Source organism: Micromonospora antibiotica, assembly GCF_017599305.1.
GTDB classification, from domain to species: Bacteria; Actinomycetota; Actinomycetes; order Mycobacteriales; family Micromonosporaceae; genus Micromonospora; species Micromonospora antibiotica.
In genome coordinates, this window is the sequence record NZ_JAGFWR010000001.1 from 295,396 (window position 1) to 313,939 (window position 18,544).

At 71.1% G+C, this 18,544-nt stretch carries 15 protein-coding genes and 2 tRNA genes; 14 read left to right on the forward strand and 3 right to left on the reverse strand.

Annotated elements, in window-relative coordinates; translation table 11 throughout:
• The first annotated feature begins 401 nt into the window (after positions 1 to 401).
• The 5 genes from dnaA (at position 402) to JQN83_RS01395 (ending at position 7,006) form a co-directional block, all read left to right on the forward strand.
• Positions 402 to 2,213: a chromosomal replication initiator protein DnaA gene (gene dnaA, locus JQN83_RS01375; RefSeq protein ID WP_208565177.1), complete on the forward strand. Its 1,812-nt coding sequence runs from the start codon at positions 402 to 404 to the stop codon at positions 2,211 to 2,213.
• A gap of 784 nt (positions 2,214 to 2,997) precedes the next feature.
• Complete coding sequence (gene dnaN, locus JQN83_RS01380) at positions 2,998 to 4,131, forward strand: DNA polymerase III subunit beta (protein WP_208565178.1); 1,134 nt, start codon at positions 2,998 to 3,000, stop codon at positions 4,129 to 4,131.
• Between the two features lie 41 nt (positions 4,132 to 4,172).
• Positions 4,173 to 5,045 carry a phosphogluconate dehydrogenase (NAD(+)-dependent, decarboxylating) gene (gnd, locus tag JQN83_RS01385; protein WP_208565179.1) on the forward strand — a complete coding sequence of 291 codons (873 nt, stop codon included), beginning with the start codon at positions 4,173 to 4,175 and terminating at the stop codon, positions 5,043 to 5,045.
• Positions 5,046 to 5,061: 16 nt separating this feature from the next.
• On the forward strand, positions 5,062 to 6,195 hold the full coding sequence (gene recF / locus JQN83_RS01390; protein ID WP_208565180.1) for a DNA replication/repair protein RecF: 1,134 nt from the start codon (positions 5,062 to 5,064) through the stop codon (positions 6,193 to 6,195).
• Positions 6,196 to 6,478: 283 nt separating this feature from the next.
• Positions 6,479 to 7,006 carry a DciA family protein gene (locus JQN83_RS01395; protein ID WP_208565797.1) on the forward strand — a complete coding sequence of 176 codons (528 nt, stop codon included), beginning with the start codon at positions 6,479 to 6,481 and terminating at the stop codon, positions 7,004 to 7,006.
• A gap of 10 nt (positions 7,007 to 7,016) precedes the next feature.
• On the opposite strand, the gene JQN83_RS01400 is transcribed toward JQN83_RS01395, so the two are convergent.
• Positions 7,017 to 7,244 (reverse strand): hypothetical protein, encoded by a 228-nt coding sequence (locus JQN83_RS01400; RefSeq protein ID WP_208565181.1) that lies wholly within the window; start codon positions 7,242 to 7,244, stop codon positions 7,017 to 7,019.
• A 91-nt stretch (positions 7,245 to 7,335) separates the two neighbouring features.
• Here JQN83_RS01400 and JQN83_RS01405 point away from each other — a divergent pair, with 91 nt between their 5' ends.
• On the forward strand, positions 7,336 to 7,827 hold the full coding sequence (locus JQN83_RS01405) for a MarR family winged helix-turn-helix transcriptional regulator (RefSeq protein WP_372443949.1): 492 nt from the start codon (positions 7,336 to 7,338) through the stop codon (positions 7,825 to 7,827).
• A gap of 52 nt (positions 7,828 to 7,879) precedes the next feature.
• Here the strand turns inward: JQN83_RS01405 and JQN83_RS01410 are convergent, their stop codons facing one another.
• Positions 7,880 to 8,464, reverse strand: a complete 585-nt coding sequence (locus tag JQN83_RS01410) for a hypothetical protein (protein ID WP_208565183.1) — start codon at positions 8,462 to 8,464, stop codon at positions 7,880 to 7,882.
• Positions 8,465 to 8,993: 529 nt separating this feature from the next.
• On the opposite strand from JQN83_RS01410, the gene gyrB reads away from it, so the two are divergent.
• The 7 genes from gyrB (at position 8,994) to JQN83_RS01440 (ending at position 17,265) form a co-directional block, all read left to right on the forward strand.
• On the forward strand, positions 8,994 to 10,940 hold the full coding sequence (gene gyrB, locus JQN83_RS01415) for a DNA topoisomerase (ATP-hydrolyzing) subunit B (protein ID WP_208565184.1): 1,947 nt from the start codon (positions 8,994 to 8,996) through the stop codon (positions 10,938 to 10,940).
• Between the two features lie 121 nt (positions 10,941 to 11,061).
• Positions 11,062 to 14,844 carry an intein-containing DNA gyrase subunit A gene (gene gyrA, locus JQN83_RS01420; RefSeq protein ID WP_208565185.1) on the forward strand — a complete coding sequence of 1,261 codons (3,783 nt, stop codon included), beginning with the start codon at positions 11,062 to 11,064 and terminating at the stop codon, positions 14,842 to 14,844.
• Positions 14,845 to 14,848: 4 nt separating this feature from the next.
• Positions 14,849 to 15,757 (forward strand): DUF3566 domain-containing protein, encoded by a 909-nt coding sequence (locus JQN83_RS01425; protein ID WP_208565186.1) that lies wholly within the window; start codon positions 14,849 to 14,851, stop codon positions 15,755 to 15,757.
• A 290-nt stretch (positions 15,758 to 16,047) separates the two neighbouring features.
• Positions 16,048 to 16,121 (forward strand) — tRNA-Ile (locus JQN83_RS01430).
• Between the two features lie 49 nt (positions 16,122 to 16,170).
• A complete protein-coding gene (locus JQN83_RS32680) occupies positions 16,171 to 16,299 on the forward strand; it encodes a DLW-39 family protein (protein WP_218108253.1) in 129 nt (42 codons plus the stop codon).
• A gap of 42 nt (positions 16,300 to 16,341) precedes the next feature.
• A tRNA-Ala gene (locus JQN83_RS01435) sits at positions 16,342 to 16,417 on the forward strand.
• A gap of 512 nt (positions 16,418 to 16,929) precedes the next feature.
• Positions 16,930 to 17,265 (forward strand): DUF952 domain-containing protein, encoded by a 336-nt coding sequence (locus JQN83_RS01440; protein WP_208565187.1) that lies wholly within the window; start codon positions 16,930 to 16,932, stop codon positions 17,263 to 17,265.
• Positions 17,266 to 17,486: 221 nt separating this feature from the next.
• Here the strand turns inward: JQN83_RS01440 and JQN83_RS01445 are convergent, their stop codons facing one another.
• Entirely contained in the window at positions 17,487 to 18,248 is a 762-nt protein-coding gene (locus tag JQN83_RS01445; RefSeq protein WP_208565188.1) for an HAD family hydrolase, read from the reverse strand.
• A gap of 87 nt (positions 18,249 to 18,335) precedes the next feature.
• Between JQN83_RS01445 and JQN83_RS01450 the strand changes: the two genes are divergently transcribed.
• Positions 18,336 to 18,533: a hypothetical protein gene (locus tag JQN83_RS01450; RefSeq protein WP_208565189.1), complete on the forward strand. Its 198-nt coding sequence runs from the start codon at positions 18,336 to 18,338 to the stop codon at positions 18,531 to 18,533.
• Positions 18,534 to 18,544 lie beyond the last annotated feature (11 nt).

Below are 18,544 nucleotides of genomic sequence, written 5' to 3' on the forward strand. Positions count from 1 at the left end.
TCCGCTGGTCCGGTGTCCTGTCGAGCAGGTGTCCCGCCCGGGGTGGGAGCGGCGGTCGGGGTGGCGGCGGTTGATGGCGGCCCGTCGTCGCTGTTACCGTGCGCGTTTGCGGTCAGCTTCGGTTCCGGGTTGTGGTCGGAGGGCAAGACCGGACCCGGCAGTGAATCGTTCGGCACGGTGAACCCGCTTCAAACGCCCTCCCCGACAGGGGGGCAGGTCCGACCCGCGCCCGGCGGGCGGCCACAATCGGTCGGTACACACAGGCTGTGGATAACTTGTGGATGCCGGCCGGTCAGCCGTCCGGTGGGTGAGCGGTACCACCCGCGAACGCGGTGGCGGGCCCGGCACAACCGCTGGACCACAGCGGCGGTCGGGAGCAGAGGCGAGGGGGTGGCACGACGGTGGCCGGAACGATCGACCTTGCCGCGGTGTGGACCGCGGCGACGGACGAACTCGCCGACGAGATCATCTCCGCCCAGCAGCGGGCCTACCTCAGGCTGACCCGGTTGCGGGCGATCGTCGAGGACACCGCGCTGCTCTCCGTGCCGGACGCCTTCACCCGGGACGTCATCGAGTCGCGGCTGCGACCGGCCATCACCGAGGCGCTCACCCGACGACTGGGCCGGCCGATACAGGTCGCGGTGACCGTGCGGATCGCCGAGGACGCCGCCGGGCGGCCCGCCGGCACCGTCTACCGCAGCGGGCCGGAGGCCGCCGTCGTGGCGGAGCCCGGTCCGGCCGTGGACGACTATCCGGGGTTCCGGCCGTCGGCCTACGACGAACCCGAACCGTCGTACCCCCGGGAGGCCGGGCCACCGCCGGAGCAGCCCGGGGGCCGGTCGCCCGCCGGGCAACCGGAGCCGGACGGCCACCGCCCGGCCCGGGTTCCGGCCAGCCGCGACGGTGGTCAGGACACACTGTTCGGCGTCGGCTTCGCCGAACCGGCGCGGATGGACCGCCCCGCCCCCGAGCGACGCGGTTTCGAGGAACGTCACCGCGCCGAGCCGGACACCGACCCGCGCGGCTACGAGCCCGCCTACCGGGACCAGGGGCGGCCGCCGCGCGACCAGCAGGGTCCGCGCGGCCCGGCCCGCGACGGCGTCACCGACAGCGGGCCCGGTCGGGCCGGCTCCGACCACCGGCCCGGTGGCGGTGACCGACGCCCCGGCGGTACGGAGGGCAGCGGCAACCGGCTCAACCCGAAGTACATGTTCGAGACGTTCGTCATCGGCTCGTCCAACCGGTTCGCCCACGCGGCGAGCGTCGCGGTGGCCGAGTCACCGGCCAAGGCGTACAACCCGCTGTTCATCTACGGCAGCTCGGGGCTGGGCAAGACGCACCTGCTGCACGCGATCGGGCACTACGCCCAGACGCTCGGCAACGCCCGCTCGGTCCGGTACGTCTCGACCGAGGAGTTCACCAACGACTTCATCAACTCCCTGCGGGACGACAAGACCAGTGCGTTCCAGCGCCGCTACCGCGACGTCGACATCCTGCTGATCGACGACATCCAGTTCCTGGAGAACCGTGAGCGGACCCAGGAGGAGTTCTTCCACACCTTCAACACCCTGCACAACGCCAACAAGCAGATCGTGATCACCTCCGACCGTTCGCCGAAGCAGCTGGCGACGCTGGAGGACCGGCTGCGGACCCGGTTCGAGTGGGGGCTGCTCGCCGACATCCAGCCGCCCGACCTGGAGACCCGGATCGCGATCCTGCAGAAGAAGGCCGCCCAGGAGCGGCTGTACGCCCCGCCGGACGTGCTGGAGTTCATCGCCTCCCGGGTGTCGAACTCGATCCGGGAGCTGGAGGGGGCGCTGATCCGGGTCACCGCGTTCGCCAGCCTCACCCGGTCCACCGTCGAGCTGTCGTTGGCCGAGGAGGTGCTGCGGGACTTCATCCCCGACGGCGCGGGCCCGGAGATCACCGCCGACCAGATCATGGTTTCCACCTCGGAGTACTTCGGGGTGAGCCTGGAGGACCTGCGCGGGCACTCACGCTCCCGGGTGCTGGTCAACGCCCGTCAGGTGGCCATGTACCTGTGTCGGGAGCTGACCGACCTCTCACTGCCCCGGATCGGGCAGGCGTTCGGCGGCCGGGACCACACCACCGTCATGCACGCCGACCGGAAGATCCGCCAGCAGATGGCGGAGCGGCGCTCGCTCTACAACCAGATCGCCGAGCTGACCAACCGGATCAAGCAGAACACCTGAGACGTACGCCACTTTCCACCCGTCGTCGACGCCCGGCCGAGCATCTCGGTCGGGCGTCTTCGTGTCGGCGCACAGCCCCGGTGGTCCCGTCCGCCCCGGATCGCCGGGGCGCGTCCTGTGGATGAGTCGTCACCTTCGTCCACAGGACGGCCCGGTTGTCCACACCCCCTGTTCCACAGCCGGTGGATAACCACGCTCCGTCCCGAGCCGGTTACCCACAGACTGTGGATAAACCCTGGGGACGGTGCTGTGGACGGCTGGGGACAACCGGGTCGTCCTCCACAGCCGACGGTGGGCCTGTGGGCAACCTGTTGAAGGTTCTGGGGACGGGCCGGCTCCGGGCCGACGCCGTCGTCCACAGCACTGGGGGTAAACCCGGTGGATAACCGGTGGACAACCGGTGGACGACGGTGGACAACGGTGGGGACATCCGGTGCCTGTGGACGACCGACCGGGTTTTCCCCCCGGTTCTCCACAGCGAACCCACCGGTGGATAACGGGTCTGACCTGCGACGACGCGAGTTACCCACAGTTTGCACAGGTGCGATGAAGACGATGAGTTATCTCTTCTAAAGAATCAAAAACCAATCATCACCGTTGGACTTCCTGTGGATCGGGCCGCAGCACTGCCGTCGGCAGTCGCCCCGGCACCGGAAGCACGGGGTCGGGCGCACAGCCGATGCCCACGCGCCCTAAGGTGCGATGGGTACCCGCACGGTCGGGCGGGACGGTGGGCAGCGGTCGGCATGAGAGAGTTGTTGCTGACGTCGACGCGGAGGCATTGATGAAGTTCCGAGTGGAGCGCGACGCGCTCGCCGAAGCGGTGGCGTGGACCGCGAAGAGCCTGCCCAGCCGGCCGTCCGTACCGGTGCTCGCCGGGGTGATGCTGCGGGTCACCGACGGCAACCTCCAGGTCTCCGGCTTCGACTACGAGGTCTCCAGCCAGGTGACCGTCGAGGTGCAGGGGGACGCCGACGGCGCCGCCCTGGTCTCCGGCCGGCTGCTCGCCGAGATCACCAAAGCGCTCCCGGCCAAGCCGGTCGACATCGCCGCCGTCGGTGCCCACCTGGAGCTGGTCTGTGGCAGCGCCCGGTTCACCCTGCCGACAATGCCGGTGGAGGACTACCCCGCCCTGCCGGAGATGCCGGAGAGCGCGGGCACCGTCGAGGCCGCCGCGTTCGCCGCCGCCGTCGCCCAGGTGGCCATCGCGGCCGGCCGGGACGAGACGCTGCCGATGATGACCGGCGTCCGGCTGGAACTGTCCGGTGGCACCCTGGCGATGCTCGCCACCGACCGCTACCGGCTCGCCCTGCGCGAGATGGAGTGGAACCCGGACGACCCGGAGATCAGCATCAACGCCCTGGTGCCCGCCCGCACCCTGAACGACACCGCGAAGGCGCTCGGCCCGCTCGGCGGCCCGGTGACCATGGCGCTGTCCCAGGGTGCCGCCGGCGAGGGCATGATCGGCTTCTCCGGCGGCACCCGCCGGACCACCAGCAGGCTGCTCGACGGGGCCAACTACCCGCCGGTCCGCTCGCTCTTCCCGGCCACCAGCAACGCCGAGGCACGGGTCCCGGTCAGCACCCTGATCGAGGTGGTCAAGCGGGTCGCCCTGGTCGCCGAGCGGACCACCCCGGTGCTGCTCAGCTTCAGCAGCGACGGCCTGGTGGTCGAGGCCGGCGGCACCGAGGAGGCGCGGGCCAGTGAGGCGATGGAGGCCACCTTCACCGGCGAGCCGTTGACCATCGGCTTCAACCCGCAGTACCTGATCGACGGCCTGGCCAACCTGGGGGCCCAGTACGCCCTGCTGCGGTTCGTGGACGCGTTCAAGCCTGCGGTGATTTCGCCCGCAGGCGAGGATGGCGAGGTCATCCCTGGGTACCGGTACCTCATCATGCCGATCCGCGTGTCCCGCTGACCGCGCACCGGCACCACCCAGACGCACGGAGGTAGGGGCAGATGCAGCTCGGCCTGGTAGGACTCGGCCGGATGGGCGGCAACATGCGCGAGCGGTTGCGCGCAGCCGGCCAGGAGGTCGTCGGCTACGACCGCAACGCCGACCGCAGTGACGTCGCGAGCCTCGCCGAGCTGGCCGACAAGCTGGAGTCGCCCCGGGCGGTGTGGGTGATGGTCCCCGCCGCCGTCACCGACGCCACGATCGACGCGCTCGCCGAGGTGCTGGGCGACGGTGACATCATCATCGACGGTGGCAACTCGCGGTTCAGCGACGACGCCCCCCGGGCCGAACGGCTGGCCGCCCGCGGCATCGGCTACGTCGACGTCGGTGTCTCCGGCGGGGTCTGGGGCAACGTGAACGGCTACGCCCTGATGGTCGGCGGCGCGCAGGAGCACGTCGACCACCTGATGCCGATCTTCGAGGCGTTGAAGCCGGCCGGCGACCACGGCTTCGTGCACGCCGGCCCGGTCGGTGCCGGCCACTACGCCAAGATGGTGCACAACGGCATCGAGTACGGCCTGATGCACGCCTACGCCGAGGGTTTCGAGCTGCTGTCCGCCGCCGAGATGGTGACGAACGTGCCGGGCATCATCAAGTCGTGGCGGGAGGGCACCGTCGTCCAGTCCTGGCTGCTCGACCTGTTGGACCGGGCGTTGGACGAGGACCCGGACCTGGCCACCCTGACCGGCTACACCGACGACACCGGTGAGGGGCGCTGGACGGTCGACGAGGCGATCCGGCTGGCCGTCCCGCTGAACGTCATCACCGCCGCCCTGTTCGCCCGGTTCTCCTCCCGGCAGGACGACTCGCCCGCGATGAAGGCGGTCGCCGCGCTGCGCCAGCAGTTCGGCGGGCACGCCGTGCACAAGCGCTGAGCGGCATCCACAGGCTGTGTACGTCCGCCGGCTCGAACTGGTCGACTTCCGCTCGTACGAGCGGGTCGGCGTCGACCTGGAGCCGGGGCCGAACGTCCTGACCGGGGCGAACGGCGTCGGCAAGACCAACCTGGCGGAGGCGCTGGGCTATGTGGCGACCCTGGACTCGCACCGGGTCGCCACCGACGCCCCGCTGGTCCGGCTGGGCGCCACCTCGGCGGTGATCCGCTGCGCGGTGGTGCACGACGGCCGGGAACTCCTGATCGAGCTGGAGATCGTCCCCGGTAAGGCCAACCGGGCCCGGCTGGGGCGCTCCCCGGCCCGACGGGCCCGGGACGTGATCGGCGCGTTGCGGCTGGTGCTGTTCGCCCCGGAGGACCTGGAACTCGTCCGGGGCGACCCGGCGGAACGCCGCCGCTACCTCGACGACCTGCTGGTGCTCCGGCAGCCCCGGTACGCGGGGGTGCGCGCCGACTACGAACGGGTGGTCAAGCAGCGCAACGCCCTGCTCCGCACGGCGTACCTGGCCCGTAAGACGGGCGGGTCGCGCGGCGGTGACCTGTCGACCCTGGCGGTCTGGGACGCCCACCTGGCGCAGCACGGGGCCGAGTTGCTCGCCGGCCGGCTGGAACTGGTCGCCGCGCTCACCCCGCACGTGGCGAAGGCGTACGACGCGGTGGCGGCGGGGGCGGGGGCGGCGGGGATCGCGTACCGGCCGTCGGTGGAGCTGAGCGGGTCGACCGTCGACCGGGCGGTGCTGGCCGAGGCGTTGACCGCCGCGCTGGCCGAGTCCCGGTCGGCCGAGATCGAACGGGGCACCACCCTGGTCGGGCCGCACCGCGACGACCTGGTGCTCACCCTCGGCCCGCTGCCCGCCAAGGGGTACGCCAGCCACGGCGAGTCCTGGTCGTACGCGCTGGCCCTGCGGCTGGCCGGGTACGACCTGCTGCGCGCCGACGGGATCGAACCGGTGCTGGTGCTCGACGACGTCTTCGCCGAGCTGGACGCGGGTCGCCGGGAACGGCTGGCCGAACTGGTCGGTGGGGCCGGTCAGCTGCTGGTGACCTGTGCGGTGGACGACGACGTCCCGGTGGCCCTGCGCGGCGCCCGGTACGCGGTGGGCGACGGGACGGTCCGCCGTGTCGACTGAGCCGGAGCAACCCGCCGGGCCCCGGAAGGCGACCGGCGGCCAGGGGCGCACCGCCCCGGGCGGGGCACGCGGTGCGCGTACCGCCGGGGGGACCGGTCGGGGTGCGGACGGCGCGCGGGCCCGCTCGGCCGGCACCGGCGCGGACGCCGGTGCCGGTGGTGGTGCGGATGCCGCCTCCCGGGGCGGTGCCGGGGCCGGTGGTGGACGGGCCGGTGGTGGTGCGGACACCGCTGGACCGTCGGGTGCCGGCTCGTCCGACGCCGGGGCGGGCGGTGGTGCCGGGGTGACGGAGGCGGGTGCGGCGCAGGCGACCGGGCCGGAGCTGGCGCGGGCGGTGCTGGACGCGGCGAAGGCCCGGCGGGAGTCGGCGGCCCGTAACCGTCGCCCGGGGGTCACCGGTGCTGCCGACGGGGCCGGCCGGCGGCTGCGCGGCTATTCGGGGCCGGGGCCGGACCCGCGTGACCCGCAACCGCTGGGTGCGGTGCTGGAGCGGCTGATGAAGGCGCGCGGCTGGCAGCAACCGGCCGCCGAGGCGACCGTCTTCGGTGCCTGGGAGAAGGTCGTCGGGGCGGAGATCGCCCAGCACAGCCGCCCGGTCAAGCTGGAGGACGGCGAGTTGACCGTGGAGGCCCGGTCGACCGCGTGGGCCACCCAGCTGCGCTTGCTGGCCGGGTCGCTGCTGAAGCGGATCGCCGGGGAGGTCGGCCACAACGTGGTGCGCAAGCTGCACATCCACGGGCCGGCGGCACCGTCCTGGTCACGGGGGCCGCGTCGGGTACGCGGTCGGGGGCCGCGCGACACCTACGGCTGAGGCTCACCGCTCACCGCTCGGCGCGACGGGCCTCCCGCTCGGCGCGTTTGCGTTCCCGCTGCTCGCGGCTCCACTGCTTGCGTCGTTCCAGGTCGGCTTTCCAGGCGTCGCGGGCCTGGCGGGAGCCGCCCTGCACCGCGCCGGCCACCTCCGGCGGGCCGGCCAGGTTCTTGAATGCCCAGGCGAGGAGTCGACCGCCCTCGCCCGGGGCCTTCGTCACCGGCTTGTCCTCGCTCATCGGCACCGACCCCCCTGCTGACGATTGGTGTACAAACCATTGGTACACCAATCGTTGGTAGCATCGCAACGGCGACGAGGAGGTGCACGTGGTGGACGGCCCACCCGACGGGGATCCGCTGGCGCTGGAGGAGCAGGTCTGCTTCGCGCTCTCCGTCGCCGCGCGCGGCGTCGTCGCGGTCTACCGGCCGCTCCTGGAACCGATGGGGCTGACCCACCCGCAGTATCTGGTCATGCTGGCGCTCTGGCAGCACGCGCCGCTGTCGGTACGCGAGCTGAGCCGGCTGCTCCAGCTCGACCCCGGCACCCTGTCGCCACTGCTCAAGCGCCTGGAGGCGGCCGGCTACCTCCGCCGTGAGCGGGACCCCGCCGACGAACGCAGCCTCGCGGTCTCGCTCACCGGGAGCGGGCGGGCGCTGCGGGCCCGTGCCGAGCAGATCCCCCCGGCCGTCGTCGCCCGGCTCGGGCTGCCGCTGGCCGAACTACGCGACCTGCACGGGGCGCTGACCCGGGTGATCGCCGCCGCCAACGGCGCGGTGACGGCCGGGCCGCCACCTGCCGGGCCGGCGACGCCGGACAGCTAGCGGCCGCGCACCGCCCGGCCAGCCGGCGTCAGCCGCCACCGTGCGGGTGCGGTCAGGGCTGCGGGCCGGGCCGGCGACCGGGCTCGGCGTCGGCGTAGACCGCGAAGCCCCGGTCGGCGCAGCGCCGGTAGAAGGCGGCCAGGACGCCCAGCTCGGCACAGGTGAAGTCCCACTGCGGCGGGTCACCGTTCTCGTCGCGCAGCCGGTCGAGCCGGCTGCCCAGCCAGCGCAGCTGCTGCTCGGCGAGACGCCCGTCACCGAGCAGCGCGCGGAGCACGTCGCTGACCGACTCGAAGGTCACCGTCTCGCCGTGCGGCCGGTGCTGGACGACGAACTTCTCCACCCCGCCGGCGATCCAGGAGCAACCGTCCGGGTCGATCACCGGGTCCTCGTCCTCGGCGGCGGCGTCGGTGGCGTAGAGCACATTCTCCAGGCCGAGGATCAGGTCGACCAGCTCGGTGTAGGCGGTGGCCCGGACCGTGCCGGTCTTGGCGATGTGCTCGGCGAGCGCGGCGGTCGGCGCGGAGATCCGGGGGATGTCCACGATCTCGCCGAAGTCGACGAACTCGGCCGGCGCGACCGGGTCGTAGAAGCGGCCGGTCCGCGGCCAGTGCACCGCGACATTGTCCAGCCCCATCTGGTGTCACCTTTCGAGAGCACGGGTCGGGTCGATCGGGTCCATCGTCCCGGTTGCGGGTGGAAAAGATCAAGACGGGCAACTTCGCCGCGCGCCGCAAAGCTACGGTACGGCCACCGTCGGACGCGACCCCCCGCCCGCCCGGCAGGGCGGCCGATTCCGTGGCGGCGGCCACGGAGGTGGGGCCGGGGCGTGTAGGGGGAGTCGCGGACAGCGAGATTCGGCCGGCTACGAGGGTCTCAGCCGCCTTCCAGGGGTGCCGAGTGGCGGTTCTGTCGTGTGCGCACAGTAAGATTGACGGTGAGACGACGACCTGACGCGGTGCGACGGACAGGGGCCCTCACCGGCCCTTGATCAACGTCCCGGGTCGGGTCTGGCCGATCGCGATCCGCGGGCAACCGCGGCGACCGGCGCGCACGATCCGCGACCGCCCTGCGGGGCCGCCGCCCGTGTGCGCCGACGTCGTGTCCTGTCCGCCGAACCCGCGCACCCGCGCCCCGGCGCGGGCGGTGCGAGAAAGTGGCCGAGGGTGGCAGCGCAGGACAAGCAGGAGTACGGCGCAGAGTCGATCACCGTCCTCGAAGGGCTGGAGGCGGTCCGCAAGCGGCCCGGCATGTACATCGGGTCCACCGGCGAGCGTGGCCTGCACCACCTGGTGTGGGAGGTCGTGGACAACGCGGTCGACGAGGCGCTCGCCGGCCACTGCGACACCATCGACGTGGTGCTGCTCGCCGACGGCGGGGTCCGGGTGACCGACAACGGCCGTGGCTTCCCGGTCGACCTGCACCCCAAGCTCAAGAAGCCGGGTGTCGAGGTCGCGCTGACCGTGCTGCACGCGGGCGGCAAGTTCGACGGCAAGGCGTACGCGGTCTCCGGCGGTCTGCACGGTGTCGGCGTCTCCGTGGTGAACGCCCTCTCCACCCGGATGGCCGTCGAGATCCACAAGTCCGGCTTCGTCTGGCGGCAGAAATACCACAACTCCAAGCCCGACGCGCTGGAGAAGGGCGAGACCACCGACCGCACCGGCTCGGCGGTCTCCTTCTGGCCGGACCCGGACGTCTTCGAGACGGTCGACTTCGACTTCCAGACCATCTACCGCCGGCTCCAGGAGATGGCCTTCCTCAACCGGGCCCTCTCCATCCACCTGCTCGACGAGCGGGTCGCCGAGGGCGAGGAGGGCAAGCCCCGCGAGGTCACCTTCTACTACGAGGGCGGCATCGCGGACTTCGTCCGGCACCTCAACGCCTCCAAGAACCCGATGCACAAGACGGTGGTCGAGTTCGCCGCCGAAGAAGAAGGCATGTCGGTCGAGATCGCCATGCAGTGGAACGAGTCGTACGGCGAGTCGGTCTACACCTTCGCCAACACGATCAACACGCACGAGGGCGGCACCCACGAGGAGGGCTTCCGGGCCGCGCTGACCAGCGTGGTCAACCGCTACGGCGCGGACAAGAAGCTGCTCAAGGGCGACGAGAAGCTCTCCGGCGAGGACATCCGCGAGGGCCTTGCCGCGATCATCTCGGTCAAGCTGGCCAACCCGCAGTTCGAGGGCCAGACCAAGACCAAGCTGGGCAACACCCCGGTCAAGAGCTTCGTGCAGCGGGTCTGCAACGACCGGCTGGTCGACTGGTTCGACCGGAACCCGGCCGAGGCCAAGACGATCATCCAGAAGGCGTCCCAGGCGGCCCGGGCCCGGATCGCCGCCCAGCAGGCGCGCAAGCTGGCCCGGCGTAAGTCGCTGCTGGAGTCGGGCTCGATGCCCGGCAAGCTGGCCGACTGCCAGTCCACCGACCCGCGCGAGTCCGAGGTGTTCATCGTCGAGGGCGACTCGGCCGGCGGCTCGGCCAAGCAGGGGCGCGACCCGCGTACCCAGGCGATCCTGCCGATCCGCGGCAAGATCCTCAACGTGGAGAAGGCCCGGATCGACCGGGTGCTCAAGAACAACGAGGTCCAGGCGCTGATCACCGCGCTGGGCACCGGCATCCACGACGACTTCGACATGGAGAAGCTGCGGTACCACAAGGTGGTGCTGATGGCCGACGCCGACGTCGACGGCCAGCACATCCAGACCCTCCTGCTCACCCTGCTGTTCCGCTTCATGCGTCCGCTGGTCGAGCTGGGTCACGTCTACCTGGCCGCCCCGCCGCTCTACAAGATCAAGTGGAACAAGAAGGGCGACGACGCCCAGTACGCGTACTCCGACCGGGAACGCGACGGGCTGATCGCGCTGCGCCAGCAGAAGAAGCCCAACGCCAAGCCGGACGACATCCAGCGGTTCAAGGGTCTCGGCGAGATGAACTATCCCGAGCTGTGGGAGACCACGATGAACCCGGCCACCCGGACCCTGCGTCAGGTCACCCTCGACGACGCCGCCACCGCCGACGAGCTGTTCAGCGTGCTGATGGGTGAGGACGTCGAGGCCCGCCGCTCGTTCATCCAGCGCAACGCCAAGGACGTGCGGTTCCTCGACATCTGACGGGCCGGCCGACCGGTGCCGCACCGGTCGGCCGCCGTCCACCGGGTTATCCACAGCCTGGCCGGTTTCCACAGCGTTATCCACAGCACGAACACGACTCTGAGTCTGATAAGGGTTAACAGTGACCGATACTCCCGAGTCCACCCCGAACGAGCCGGAGACCCCCGAGACACCACTCGCGGCGGTCGTCCAGCACGACCGGATCGAGCCGGTCGGGCTCGAGGTCGAGATGCAGCGCTCGTACCTCGACTACGCGATGAGCGTGATCGTCGGGCGGGCACTGCCGGACGTCCGGGACGGGCTCAAGCCGGTCCACCGCAAGATCCTCTACGCCATGTACGACTCGGGTTACCGGCCGGACCGGGGCTACGTGAAGTGCTCCCGGGTCGTCGGCGACGTGATGGGGCAGTTCCACCCGCACGGCGACTCGGCCATCTATGACGCGCTGGTCCGGATGGCCCAGCCCTGGGCGCTGCGCTACCCCCTGGTCGACGGCAACGGCAACTTCGGCTCGCCCGGTAACGACCCGGCTGCCGCGATGCGCTACTGCCTGACCGCTGACGTCCGGATTCGTACGGTGGACGGCAGCATTCGGATCGGCGACATCGTGCCGGGTGCTGCGCCGAGCAGCGAGACCGATGTCGACCTCAAGGTCCGCGACCGCAACGGCGACCTGGTCCGCGCGTCGAGGTTCTTCCACTCCGGCGAGCACCCGACGCTGCGGCTGCGCACCCGCGAAGGGTACGAGCTGACCGGCACCCACAACCACCCGGTGCTCTGCCTGGTGGACGTGGCCGGGGTGCCGACCCTGCTGTGGAAGCTGCTCGCCGAGCTCTCCCCGGGCGACCGGGTGGTGCTCCAGCGGACGGTGCCGGACGAGATCGGCTACCCGATGCTGGAGCACGTCGAGGCGGCCGTGCTCGCCGGTGCGTTCGTGTCGGAGGGCTGGGTCTCGGCGGCCCGCGCGGGCTTCAACAACGTGGACCGGGACTACTTCCTGCGCGTCGTCGCCGCCTACGACCTGGCCGTCGGTGGCCCCCGGTACGTCAGCGAGCGGGTGATCGCCTCGGGCAGCACCCTGCACGAGCTGGACGTCCAGGACCTGTCGGCGTTGCGCGCCAGCATCCTCGGCGAGCTGGTCGGTGCGCGCAGCGCCGCGAAGTTCGTGCCCGAGTTCGTCTGGCAGGGGCCGGCCGCGATCAAGCGGGCGTTCCTCCAGGCGCTCTTCGAGGGCGACGGGTCGTCCTCGCTGCTGCCCCGCAACACCATCCAGGTCTCGTACTCGACCCGGAGCGAGCGGCTGGCCCGCGAGGTGCAGCAGCTCCTGCTGGAGTTCGGCGTGATCAGCCGGCAGACCCGGTACGACGACGGCGAGATCAAGGTCGTGGTGACCAACCATCGCGATGCCCGGATCTTCGCCGCCCATGTCGGCTTCCTCGGCCGTAAGCAGGCCAAGCTGGAGTCCGAGCTGGCTCAGGTGCCGGCGAGCAGCACGGCGCTGTCCAGCGACCATGTTCCGCTGGTCGGCGACTTCATCCGGGAGCACGGCGCGGCCCGCTGGACCGAGCGGGACTGGCTGCGTCGGCACAACGTCGACCGGATCGAGCGTTGGGAGCGGGACCGAGACGAGATCGCCGCCCGGATCACCAACACCGAGGTGCTCGACGTCGTCGAGCCGTTGGTCGACGGGCGGTTCTACTACGCCGAGGTCGCCGAGGTCGCCGATGCGGGCGTGCAGCCGGTCTACAGCGTCCGGGTGGACACCGAGGACCACTCCTTCGTCTCCGACGGGTTCGTCAGCCACAACACCGAATGCAAGCTGGACCCGCTGGCGATGGAGATGCTGCGGGACATCGACGAGGACACCGTCGACCTCCAGGACAACTACGACGGCCGGGCCAAGGAGCCCACCATCCTGCCGTCGCGCATCCCCAACCTGCTGGTCAACGGCTCCGAGGGCATCGCGGTCGGGATGGCCACCAAGATCCCGCCGCACAACCTGCGCGAGATCGGCGCGGCGGTGCAGTGGTGCCTGGAGAACCCGGAGGCCGACGAGGCGACCACGCTCGAAGCGCTGCTGGAGATCGTCAAGGGTCCGGACTTCCCCACCCACGGGTTGATCGTCGGTCAGTCCGCCATCCAGGACGCGTACCGGACCGGTCGCGGGTCCATCCGGATGCGTGCGGTGGTGGAGGTCGAGGAGGACAAGCGGGGCCGGCCGGCGCTCGTCGTCAGCGAGCTGCCCTACCAGGTCAACCCGGACAACCTGGCCGAGCGGATCGCCGAGCTGATCAAGGAGGGCAAGCTCGCCGGCATCGCCGACATCCGGGACGAGTCCTCCGGGCGTACCGGCATGCGGATCGTGCTGGTGCTCAAGCGCGACGCGGTCGCCAAGGTGGTGCTGAACAACCTCTACAAGCACACCCAGCTCCAGGAGACCTTCGGCGCCAACATGCTGGCCCTGGTCGACGGGGTGCCGCGCACGCTCAACCTGGCCCAGTTCCTCCGCTACTACGTCGAGCACCAGATCGAGGTGATCCGGCGGCGGACCGCGTTCCGGCTGCGCAAGGCCGAGGAGCGGGCGCACATCCTGCGCGGTCTGTCCAAGGCGCTGGACGCGCTGGACGAGGTGATCGCCCTGATCCGGCGCTCGCCCACCGTCGACGACGCCCGGCAGGGCCTGATCCGGCTGCTGGAGATCGACGAGATCCAGGCGACCGCGATCCTGGACATGCAGCTGCGCCGGCTGGCCGCCCTGGAACGGCAGCGGATCCTGGACGACCTGGCCAAGCTCGAACTGGAGATCGCCGACCTCAAGGACATCCTCGCCAAGCCGGAGCGGCAGCGGAAGATCGTCTCCGAGGAGCTGAGCGAGATCGTCGCGAAGTGGGGCGACGAGCGGCGTACGAAGATCATCCCGTTCGACGGCGAGGTCTCGATGGAGGACCTGATCGCCCGTGAGGACGTGGTGGTGACCATCACCCGCACCGGGTACGCCAAGCGCACCAAGGTCGACCTCTACCGCTCCCAGCGGCGCGGCGGCAAGGGCGTGAGCGGCGCGACCCTGCGGCAGGACGACATTGTCAGCCACTTCTTCGTATGCTCCACGCACGACTGGATTTTGTTCTTCACCAACAAGGGCCGCGTGTACCGGGCCAAGGCGTACGAGTTGCCCGAGGCCAGTAGGGTGGCCAAGGGCCAACACGTGGCCAACCTGCTCGCCTTCCAGCCGGACGAGCAGATCGCGCAGATCATCGAAATCCCGAACTACCAGGTGGCCCCCTACCTGGTACTGGCCACGAGAAACGGCCTGGTGAAGAAGACCCGACTTGAGGAGTTCGACTCCAACCGGTCCGGCGGCGTCATCGCGATCAACCTGCGCGATGAGGACGAGCTGGTCGGTGCCGTCCTCGCGGCGCCGGAGCAGGACCTGCTGCTCGTCTCCAAGAAGGCCCAGGCGATCCGGTTCAACGCCTCCGACGAGGCGCTGCGCCCGATGGGCCGGGCCACCTCGGGTGTGATCGGCATGCGCTTCACCGACGACGACGTCCTGCTGGCCATGGAGGTCGTCCGGGAGGGCCTGGACGTCCTGGTGGCCACGAACGGGGGATACGCGAAACGTACCCCCATCGAGGAATACCCCGTCCAGGGTCGGGGAGGTAAGGGCGTGTTGACTGCGAAGATCACCGAGCGCCGCGGTGGTCTGGTCGGCGCGGTCGTGATCGACCCGGACGACGAGCTGTTCGCGATCACCAGCAACGGCGGCGTCATCCGGACTCCGGTGAAGCCTGTACGCCGTACCCGTGACCGGAACACAATGGGGGTCAAGCTGATGGACCTCCCGGACGGCGTGACTATCGTGGCGATTGCTCGCAATGCCGACGAGCCTGACGAACAGGACTAGTTGAATGACGGAGACACAGGCGAAGTCGGGGAACAAGGGGACCTCGGCCACCCCGGTCGACGAGGAGGCCGCCAAGAGCGGCACAACCCCCGCCGGCCGCGCCGCGGTGGGCCGGGCGACCGTCCCCGCCGACGCGCCTGCCCCGAAGTTCACCCGGGCACCCGGCATGGCACCGCCGCCGGACAAGCCGGGTGAGGACTCGGGGACGACCGAGCAACCCCAGCCGACGGGCACCGACGCGCCGTCCTCCGCCACCCAGCCGGTGGCCACCACGGCCAGGTCGAGCAACACGACACAGCCGATCTCACTGGGGGCAGCCGCCTCCCCGTCCACGACCGGCACCCAGCCGAAGATCGGCGGCGGGTTCCGGCCGTCCCCGGACACCGGGCGTACCGGCGCGGGCGGGGGCGCGGGTAACACCCGGCCGGCCAACGGCGGTGGGCTGCCACCGGGCCTCGGTGGCCCGGCGGCCGTCGGAGCCGCCCGGGTGGGTGACGCGGTACGCGCCGCGCGTACCTCGGTCAGTTCCGCTGCCTCCCGGGGGCCGCGCCGCGCCCGGCTGAACCTCAAGCGGATCGACCCGTGGTCCGTGATGAAGTTCGCTTTCGCGGTCTCCGTCGTCCTGTTCATCGTGGTGGTCGTGGCGACCTCGGTGCTCTATCTCGCGCTGGACGCGATGGGTGTCTTCCAGAGCGTCAACGACAGCTTGACTGACCTGGTCAGCGCGAGCGGCGGGCAGGGCGCCGACGGTGGCTTCCAGATCACCGCCAAGGGCGTCATCCTCACCTCCGCCCTGATCGGGCTGGTCAACGTGGTGCTGTTCACCGCGCTGGCCACCCTCGGCGCGTTCGTCTACAACGTCTGTGCCGACCTGGTCGGCGGGATCGAGTTGACGCTCGCCGAGCGCGACTGATTCGACCCGACGCCGGGGTGCCGCCTACCGCGGTCACCCCGGCGTCGTGCTTTCCCACCCACCCGCCCACCACCAGCCGTCCCCGCCCCTCGCTCCCGGGGGGATGCGGCGGTGTGGGAGCCGCTCCGCTGCCGCTGCGGCGGGGTTGGAGGGGAGTTCCGATCGCCCGACCGGGGTAAACGGCTCGCCCCGATCAGGGGTGGCCGGTACGGTCGGGAAGGCGCGGGCGCACCGGCCACCCCGATTTGGGAGCGGACGATGCGATGGGTTAACCTTGCTCGTCGCTACGCGGGGCTATAGCTCAGTCGGTTAGAGCGCAGAGCTGATAACTCTGAGGTCGCTGGTTCGATTCCAGCTAGCCCCACCGCACACAGTTCCGGCGAGCAGTCGAGTCGAGCGCGAGGGGTCGCCCCATGTTCAAGAAGCTGCTGTTCCTGGTCGGCATCATCGGTGTCGCCGCCGTGGTGGCCAAGAAGGTCAAGGCTTCCAACGACGAGCGCGCCCTCTGGCACGAGGCGACCACCTCGCCCGACCTGCGCTGACCGGTCCGGCTCCGGCCAGCACCCGGCGGCCCGGCCCGCCCGGGGGCCCTAGCTCAACTGGCAGAGCACTGCCTTTGCAAGGCAGGGGTTAGGGGTTCGAGTCCCCTGGGCTCCACCAGCATCACCCTTGACCAGGCGTCATGGCCCGTGAAGATCAACAGGTGTCCGGTGGGCACAGAACCGTGCTGGGCCATCTGGGCGTCGAGGTGTCCACCACCGGGGAGGTCGACGCCGCCGCTCGACGCCTCACCGCATCAGGCCTGATCACCCTGGAGAAGAACAGCACCGAGTGCTGCTACGCCCCTGCAAAACAAGGTCTGGGTACGCGGCCCCAGCGACGAGCCCTGGCACGTCCACACCGTCAAAGCCGACTCCGACCACCTGGAAAAGGTCAGCGCGAGCGCCTGCCGCACCCCTGCCACCCCGGGCTCCGGTGAGAAGTCCGGCGACGGCGCCAGGGCACCCACCACGACCGTCTGCCCTGGCGACGGGGTGTGTAGGCGCAGTCATCCCGTCCGGACGACATGACGATCCCGAGAGCACGTGCAGTGTGCTCGGGTGAACAGTCGTGCCCGATAGCCGGCGAACCGTGGTGGCTGCGGATCACTCCGACGTCTGCCACCCTGAGCTGTGCTGATTTACAAGATCCTGCTGCCCGCCGAGTGGGCCGGATTCGAGGCCGCCGGCCGCTTCGACGGCTCGCCGCTCGACCACAGCAGCGGTTTCATCCACTGCTCCTCGCGTGAGCAGGTGGCCGCGACCGCGCTGCGGTTCTTCGCGCAGGAGCCGACGCTCGTGGTCGCCGCTCTCGACACCCGGCTGCTCGGTGCGGCGGTGCGCTGGGAGGACGCCCCCGACGGTGGGCCCTTCCCGCACGTCTACGCGGCACTGCCGATCGACGCCGTGGTCACCGTCCACCGAGTGGCGGGGGCGTCGTCGGTGGACGATGCGATACCGCAGGCCTAGCTTGGTGATCGGGCCACCGGAGCGTGGCTCCGGTCAGGACCGGCAGCCAACCGGGTCGAACACCGTTGCACCCTGCGCCGGAACACTGCCCGCCGGGCCGAGGTGGACCGACGGCGGCCCGGCGGTGAAGCTCCTGCCACCAGTCGATGGCCACGGCTGACCCCGCCAGAACGGGTGGAGCTCCCGGCCACTCCGCACCTCCACGATGCGGGCGGACGTCCTCAGTCGACGGAGCCCCGGGCCTGACGCAACAGCGCGAGCAGACCGTGGCCGTCCTCGATCCGGGCGTCAGGAACGACGGCGGGTTGCGGGGGTTCCCGGTCGGTGCGCGGGGAACGCATCAGGATCGCCGCTCCCGCGCCGGCCCGGCGGGCACCCTCGACGTCCCGGCCGAGAGTGTCGCCGACGAACCAGCAGCGGTCGATCGGCACCCCGACGGCGTCTGCCGCCAGCAGCGCCAGTCGCGGGTTGGGCTTCCGGGGGCCAGCCTCGTCGCTGTAGAGCTGGGCGGCGAACGAACCGGCGAGCCCGACAGCGGCGAGGAAGTCCCGGTGCGCGGCACCGCAGAGGGTGTTGCTCACCACGGCCAGCGGAAGGCCCGCCGCGGTGGCCGCCCGGAGCGCCTCGGGGATCCCCGGGCGCACCGCCCAGTCCGCCCGCCACGTCCAGGCGTACGACAGGGGGGTCGCCTCACGGTCGACGGCGTCGCGGGCCGGTCCGGGCCACGAGCCGGTGACGAACTCCGCCCAGACCCGGGAGTGGGACAGCTCCACCGGGTCGGCTGTCCGGCCCGCGTCGTCACGCCAGGCCGAGTAGCGTCGTGCGCCTTCGGTCAGGTCGGCGGCGATCTGTTGGTCCGCCACCACGCCACCGACGAGCTGGGACAGCCGCCGGACAAGTTCCGGTGGAGCGGGTGGCTGCGGAGGCGCGTCGGCCAGGACGCCACCGAAGTCCAGCAGGAGGGCGCGCGGCGAGCGGAGCATGCCCGCAATTCTCCCCCCACGAGACCGAACGCGCGGAACGGACCGGTTGGCACCCGAGCCCTGGCGTCGCGGCAACGGGGGGCAGTCGTGACCTACCACGCGGTCGCCGAGCTACGCGCCGCCGACCTCGGCTGGGCGCAGGAGGAGGACGACCTGCCGTCCGCCGGTGCGGAGCTGCGCAGTGACCCCACCCCGGCGCTCGCCTGCCGTCGCGGACGTCACCCCGCACGACCCTCGCGGGGACGACCGCCACCCGCACCGGGCCAGGCCGGGGCGGCAGGCTAGCGTCGGGGTGT

Bases quoted from the DNA above. Each gene is read 5' to 3' on its own strand.
- JQN83_RS01445 (WP_208565188.1), bottom strand. From the start codon at position 18,248: ATGCTCCGCTCGCCGCGCGCCCTCCTGCTGGACTTCGGTGGCGTCCTG.
- dnaN (WP_208565178.1), top strand. From the start codon at position 2,998: ATGAAGTTCCGAGTGGAGCGCGACGCGCTCGCCGAAGCGGTGGCGTGG.
- JQN83_RS01425 (WP_208565186.1), top strand. From the start codon at position 14,849: ATGACGGAGACACAGGCGAAGTCGGGGAACAAGGGGACCTCGGCCACC.
- JQN83_RS32680 (WP_218108253.1), top strand. From the start codon at position 16,171: ATGTTCAAGAAGCTGCTGTTCCTGGTCGGCATCATCGGTGTCGCCGCC.
- JQN83_RS01410 (WP_208565183.1), bottom strand. From the start codon at position 8,464: ATGGGGCTGGACAATGTCGCGGTGCACTGGCCGCGGACCGGCCGCTTC.
- gnd (WP_208565179.1), top strand. From the start codon at position 4,173: ATGCAGCTCGGCCTGGTAGGACTCGGCCGGATGGGCGGCAACATGCGC.
- JQN83_RS01400 (WP_208565181.1), bottom strand. From the start codon at position 7,244: ATGAGCGAGGACAAGCCGGTGACGAAGGCCCCGGGCGAGGGCGGTCGA.